Annotated in this window: 6 protein-coding genes; 1 reads left to right on the forward strand and 5 read right to left on the reverse strand. The window is 56.2% G+C overall.

Features of this window, described 5'->3' with window-relative positions:
- Positions 1 to 144, forward strand: a 144-nt coding sequence (locus tag H9627_RS13955) for an RNA polymerase-binding protein RbpA (RefSeq protein ID WP_225213894.1), incomplete at its 5' end; no start/stop codon positions are given.
- Positions 145 to 246: 102 nt separating this feature from the next.
- Here H9627_RS13955 and musI read toward each other — a convergent pair.
- From musI to H9627_RS13980, 5 genes are all read right to left on the reverse strand, one after another.
- A complete protein-coding gene (gene musI, locus H9627_RS13960) occupies positions 247 to 888 on the reverse strand; it encodes an ABC transport system MusEFGK2I component MusI (RefSeq protein WP_003860887.1) in 642 nt (213 codons plus the stop codon).
- Positions 889 to 910: 22 nt separating this feature from the next.
- Positions 911 to 1,825: a carbohydrate ABC transporter permease gene (locus H9627_RS13965; RefSeq protein ID WP_191734626.1), complete on the reverse strand. Its 915-nt coding sequence runs from the start codon at positions 1,823 to 1,825 to the stop codon at positions 911 to 913.
- A 3-nt stretch (positions 1,826 to 1,828) separates the two neighbouring features.
- Entirely contained in the window at positions 1,829 to 2,674 is an 846-nt protein-coding gene (locus tag H9627_RS13970) for a carbohydrate ABC transporter permease (protein WP_191734627.1), read from the reverse strand.
- A 188-nt stretch (positions 2,675 to 2,862) separates the two neighbouring features.
- Positions 2,863 to 4,194 carry an ABC transporter substrate-binding protein gene (locus H9627_RS13975; protein ID WP_191734628.1) on the reverse strand — a complete coding sequence of 444 codons (1,332 nt, stop codon included), beginning with the start codon at positions 4,192 to 4,194 and terminating at the stop codon, positions 2,863 to 2,865.
- 363 nt (positions 4,195 to 4,557) lie between these two features.
- The gene (locus tag H9627_RS13980) at positions 4,558 to 5,802 is read right to left on the reverse strand and encodes a DUF4032 domain-containing protein (RefSeq protein WP_191734629.1); all 1,245 of its coding nucleotides are present in this window, start codon (positions 5,800 to 5,802) and stop codon (positions 4,558 to 4,560) included.
- Positions 5,803 to 5,873 lie beyond the last annotated feature (71 nt).

A 5,873-nucleotide genomic window follows, 5' to 3' on the forward strand; every position in this document is an offset into this window, starting at 1 on the left:
CACTGGGACATGCTGCGCGAGCGCCGCTCCATTGAGGAGTTGGATGAACTCTTGACCGAGCGCATCGAGAATCTGCGTTCTCGTCGCCGCGCGGCTGCCCGTCTGCTCAAGGAGCAGAAGGCGCAGGAGGAAGGCGAAGCTTAAAGAGCTTCTAGGAAGCCCACAAAGACCACAGGGTAGTGGTTCCACGATGACGTGGATACCACTACCCTATTTCTCGTTTTAGGCCAGCTGGCGCGCACCGCGTTATGCAGAGGGGCTATCGGGCGTTTGCGAATTGAGTTCGGGCCACTGCAGCACTAGCTCGGCGAGATAGACCGCGAGAGCCGGGCCGAGCACTGCGAGGAAGAACAGGTAGCCTCCCCACTGCGCTGGGAAAAAGACGGGGTACAAAACAAGCACTATGCCAGGCAATATTGCCAAAAGAGTACGCGGTAGGTGCCCTACCGCCTTCATCATGGCCTGTGTGATTCTTTGGCGGAAGCCGAGCCCCGGTGCATCGAGATGGAAGAACCATACGCTGACAGAGCCCAATACGATAAGCCCCGAGATCAAGGCTGCGCGCAGTATCAGGCCCATTGAACCCAGATCTGCCTTGGCAATGATAGCGAATTCATACGCGGCTAAGGCGGCGACGGCGAGGGAAATGAGCCACCATGCGGTGTTGACCCCGGGACGCGTCAAAAGGCCCCGAACGAAGGCCGAGCCGCGGCGAGAACCTTCCTCGCGGACCATCTGGCCGGTCACCGCGTGGGCGGTGCGCAAGGACATTCCCCCGGTGAATACGGGAAAGCACGTTATCACCAAGAGAACATTCACGATGACTAGGTCAGCGAAGAGGCTCAGAGCAGCATAGAACTTCGATTCGGGGCCGAGTATGCGATTCATGGTTTTATCCTATCGCAACCTTTTAACCCTTCACGGCACCGGCAGCCACACCTTCGATGATGTGCCTCTGCGTGGAGAAGTAGAAGATGACGATGGGGATGATGGCCAAGACCAGCATGGCCATCATGGCACCCATATCGCGGTTACCGTTGGAGCCAACGAAGGATTGGATGACCACCGGGATGGTCTTGTATCGCGTGGACAGGCCAATGACCAAGTATGGCAGCAGGTAGTCGTTCCACACCCACATGGCATTGAGAATGGCCACGGTGATGGCAGTTGGCTTGAGCATAGGCCAGACTACCCGGAAGTAGTTCTGGAGCGGACCACAGCCGTCGATCATCGCAGCTTCCTCAACATCCAGAGGAATGGACTTGACGAAGCCCGCAAACATGAACACCGACAGACCGGAACCGAAACCGAGGTAGAGCACCACGATGCCGATCGGGTTGTTGAGGTGGAGCATGTCTGCAATCTTGATCGTCGGGAACATGACCATCTGGAAGGGGATGATCATGGAGACCACGAAGAGGTAGTACAGAAGGTTTGTCCACCAGGTCTTGACGCGCGTGATGTAGTAGGCGGTCATCGCGGAGAAGAACACGATGACGATGACGGAGAGGATCGTGATGATGAAGGACCACAATGTGGCCTCCAAGAAGCCCTGCTTGGTCAAGCCCACCATGAAGTTCTCGAAGCCGACCCAGATTTCACCGATGGGAAGGGAGAAAGGATCGGAGGAGATGGCGAACTTGGACTTAAAGGAGTTGATGAAGATGAAGAGGATCGGCCCCAAGAAGACGATGGTGAAGAACGCCAGAATGGCGTAGACCACGAACTTGGCGCTGCCAGACATGTGGGTCTTATTATCCGAGGGAAGCTGGTGATCCTTCTTCTTCGAGGCCGGAGCGGCCTGCGCTGAAGTGCTGGTAGTCATAACTTAAGCCTCGATTTCCTTGGAGCGGGTCGCGCGCAGCTGGAAGTACGCGATGACGACCACAACGACGACGAAGATAACGGCCTTGGCCTGACCGACGCCCTCGACATTCATACGGTTAAACAGCGTGTTGACGATGTTGAGCGCCACCATCTCAGTTTGCCCGCCAGGAGCGCCGTTGGTCAGCGCCAGGTTCTGGTCGAAGAGCTTAAAGGAGTTCGACAAAGTCAAAAAGAGGCAGATGGTGATGGATGGCATGACCATCGGAATAGTGACGTGCCGCAGCATCTCCCACTTGTTGACGCCGTCGAGTTCGGCAGCCTCAATGAGCTCTGGTGGGACGTTTTGCAGGCCGGCGATGTAAATGACCATCATGTAGCCGATGAGCTGCCAGTTAAGTAGCATGATGAGGCCGGCGTAGCCGAATTTCCAGTCCGCGCTAATAGTCGTGGCATAGTTCGAAAGCACGGCGTTGATCATGGTCTGCCAGGTATAACCCAGCACAATGCCGCCGATAAGGTTCGGCATAAAGAAGACTGTGCGGAAAAAGTTGGTACCGCGGAGTTTGCGGGTCAGCAACCACGCCAAGAGGAAGGCGAAGATGTTGACTGTGATCACGGAGACGATGACCACGAGGACGGTGAAACCGAAGGCTGAGATGAAACCTTCGCGTTGGGAGAAAGCTTTGACGTAGTTGTCTATGCCAACCCACTTGGTGTTGGTGATAGTGGTGAACTCCGTAAAGGAGAGGAAGAAACCCACGATGAACGGCACCAAGAAGGCAATCATGAATGCCAGAAGGGTGGGCAAGACAAAGACTGGGAAGTACTTCTTCAGCGTTGCTTGCATGGTGGTGAAACCTTAATTTCAGGTGGTGCCACACGTTTCCCAGCGGGGAAGGCGGTGAGGAGAGGAGGCTGAGGATGTGGAATAACTGCTCGCGCACAAGCTCGCGACGCGGGCCACAACCCTCACCTACTCCCCTCCCCGCCCTCCGCTATTGGAAGGAGTGTGGCGAGGGGGACGGGAATAGAGCTTTAGCCCCAGTTGGATTCCTTCTCAGCAGCCCAGTTGTCCTTGAAGTGCTTGACGACGTCCTCCCACTTCAGCTTTCCGGAGGCGTACTGCGACAGATCCTGGCCGAAGTCATCCTTGAACTGCTGGGACGGGAAGTACTGGAAGTTCCACGGGTAGGTGGTCAGATCCTTGTTAGCGATAGCTTCCGCGACTTGCTCAGCAAGGGGGTCATTCGGGGTGTCCTCAGCGGTGTAGCTTTCGAACGGTGCGATGAAGCCAAGGTCCTTCACCACGTGCTCCTTGCCAGCTTCAGAGGTAAACAGCCAATCCACGAAGTCCTTGGTGGCCTGCTGGTCGACCTCGGAGGCCTCAGAGTTCACGCCCAAATAGTTCTCGGTACCGACGTTGATGCCGTGCTTTTCTTCATCTGGCAGACCCATGTACATGGGCAGGAACTTGATCTTGTCTTCCTTGACCACGTTGCCAGAAGTCTCGGAAATCTGGGACCATGCCCAGTTACCGTTCTGAACCATAGCGGCCTTGCCCTGTGCGAACTCAGCCATGGAATCAGACACCGTCTTAGACGGCGCAAGAGACTTTTCTACGGTGGAGTTCTCAAGGTAGAGATCGAAAAGGTTCTTGTACTCCTTGTTGTAGGAGAACTCGATCTCGTTGGTGTCCTCGACTCCCTTGTCCTGGTACTCCTGCCAGATCGGAGCGTTGGCCAGGTGGGTCTGCCAACGCCAGTCCTCACCGGATGTCAGCGAGGTGGAGGCGAAGGCGCCTTCGATACCGAGCTCGTCCTTCTTTGCCTGCATATCCTCGGCGACTTCCTTGAGCTTCTGGTAGCTGGTGATCTCATCCGTGGACTTGATCTTTGCGCCGGACGTGGCGATGTACTTGTCGAAGATCTCGTCGTTGTAGATGATGCCGAAGCCCTCGACGGCGAACGGAACGCCACGTACCTCGCCATCCTCGGTGGTCAGCGGCGGAATGTCGTCGGTCAGCTGCTTAGCTACCTCGGTGTCCGACATATCTGCCATGTAGTCCTGCCAAGTGATGAAGCCGGCTGGGCCATTGACCTGGAAGAGAGTCGGGGCTGCGTCCTTGCCAATCTCGGCCTTGAGGGTCTGCTCATAGGAGCCGGAGGCGGCAGTAACGACCTTGACCTTAACGCCGGTCTCTTCAGTGTAGGCCTTTGCGATTTCCTGGTATGCCGCGTCCTGTTCAGGCTTGAAGTTCAGGAAGTAAACATCGCCTTCCTCGTCGGTGGAGCCGGAGCACGCGACGAGACTTGCGGCGGCGAGCATGGAGGCCATGCTGATGGATGCGATGCGAGTAAGACGCTTCATGAGGTCCTTATCTTTCTTGATAGAAAGCGGGGTGATGAGCCGAGATGGATATCCGGCCCGTATTCGATTGTGTCTGGGAGACCTCCCATAACGAAGGCTTCTTCCCAGCGCCACCAAGTACTTCATAGCGGATTGCAGTCCGACTGTGAACTGGTTAGCCTTCCTTCCACCTTAGTGAGGTATTCCACATATTCACAAGTAATCGGACCCAAAACACCCGATTGTGACAATATCTACATTCGGACATTGAAACCCTCCCCAATTATGGGGCAATCGGGCCTAAAACATACAAATACATATAAAAACAGTTGAGGGAAGCAGGGAGGATTTTTGATCGTAGGAGCCGTTGGGGCACGCGAGAGGTTATGACAAGTCTTCGTCTGAAGGGTTTGTGCTGAGGACGCGAGCCTCGTCGCGGCGGGCCGGAAGCACGGATTCAAGATAGGATGCCGTGGCCTCTGGGAGGGTGACAGCCCCTCCCCTTTCTTGGGCGAGGAACCAGCGGTGGTCGACGATTTCGTGGAAGATTTGTGCTGGCTCCAGCTTGTCTAACATCTCCACGGGGACGGCGGCGATAGTCGGTTCGTATTCATTCGTCATCCAGAGATGCGCGGCTTGGGTAAGACCTACATGCGGTCCGCATTCGACGGCCTGATAGGCCTGGATCGAGCCCAATAGGCGTTGGGCCTGGTGTTCCTCGACGCTCAGCCCGGTTAAGCTCAATAGCTCTGCACGATAGTGGCCCGGATCCACCACTACAGGGCGAATGCGCACAACCTGCCGCGAATCGTCCTTCGTGACCTTGAGCTCCCCTACGTCAAAGCCCAGTTGATTGAGCCGGTCAATTCTCTCAGAGACGCGCCAATATTCACTGGCATCGACGGATTCCTCCGCGGTGAGCTCCGTCCACAATTCAAGATAAGAGCTTTCGACAAGGCCTCCTAGGGCGATGACATCGATGGACTTATCTAGGCATTCACCCGCCTGTAGGTCCATGAGTTCGCCAATGATGTTGACGCGGGCGATGTCGACGTCGTAAAGCCTGCGTGATTCAGAGAGGTTGGGCTGGAACTCCCCGGTTTCGGCATCGACGAGATAGGCGGAATAGGTTTCAGCATCGCGACGAAAGAGAGTATTAGACAGTGACACATCTCCCCAGTAGAAGTTGAGCAGATGCATCCGCACCAACAGCACGGACAGGGCGCGGATGAGCTTCTCCGCTTCCACGACCGTGAGGTGCCGAGAAAAGATCTCGCGATAGGGCAGGGAAAACTCCAAGTGCTCGGTCACCAAAGCTGCGGTGAGCTCCCCGTAGTCTTCCTCTGCCGGATGGCGTCCGGTGATCACGGCTACGGGGCGCACACTGGGGGCACCAAGGCGCTGTAGTTCACGCAGCATCTTGTACTCGTGGTGGGCGGTACGCGCACCAATTTCTTTGACCGCGACGATGCCACGGTTGATCCCCACGAAACGCACGATGTGCCGGGAAATACCCCTGGGCAGCGCGGCGATGAGATTATCGGGCCACTGTTCCAGGGGTGTACCCCAGGGCAGTGTCAGCAGTGCCGACGCGTACGTCGACGAGGTGATGCTCATGGACTCTTTCATGGCGAATCACTCCACCTTTTCTGCTGATTATGGCTAGAACTGCCCTACTCATTACGTGCCTCGGGGTAGCC

It is taken from the genome of Corynebacterium gallinarum, from assembly GCF_014837045.1.
Classification (GTDB): Bacteria; Actinomycetota; Actinomycetes; order Mycobacteriales; family Mycobacteriaceae; genus Corynebacterium; species Corynebacterium gallinarum.

What these genes read in the sequence shown, in the direction of transcription:
- musI (WP_003860887.1), bottom strand. Translation starts at nt 888, where the DNA reads ATGAATCGCATACTCGGCCCCGAATCGAAGTTCTATGCTGCTCTGAGC.
- H9627_RS13965 (WP_191734626.1), bottom strand. Translation starts at nt 1,825, where the DNA reads ATGACTACCAGCACTTCAGCGCAGGCCGCTCCGGCCTCGAAGAAGAAG.
- H9627_RS13970 (WP_191734627.1), bottom strand. Translation starts at nt 2,674, where the DNA reads ATGCAAGCAACGCTGAAGAAGTACTTCCCAGTCTTTGTCTTGCCCACC.
- H9627_RS13975 (WP_191734628.1), bottom strand. Translation starts at nt 4,194, where the DNA reads ATGAAGCGTCTTACTCGCATCGCATCCATCAGCATGGCCTCCATGCTC.
- H9627_RS13980 (WP_191734629.1), bottom strand. Translation starts at nt 5,802, where the DNA reads ATGAAAGAGTCCATGAGCATCACCTCGTCGACGTACGCGTCGGCACTG.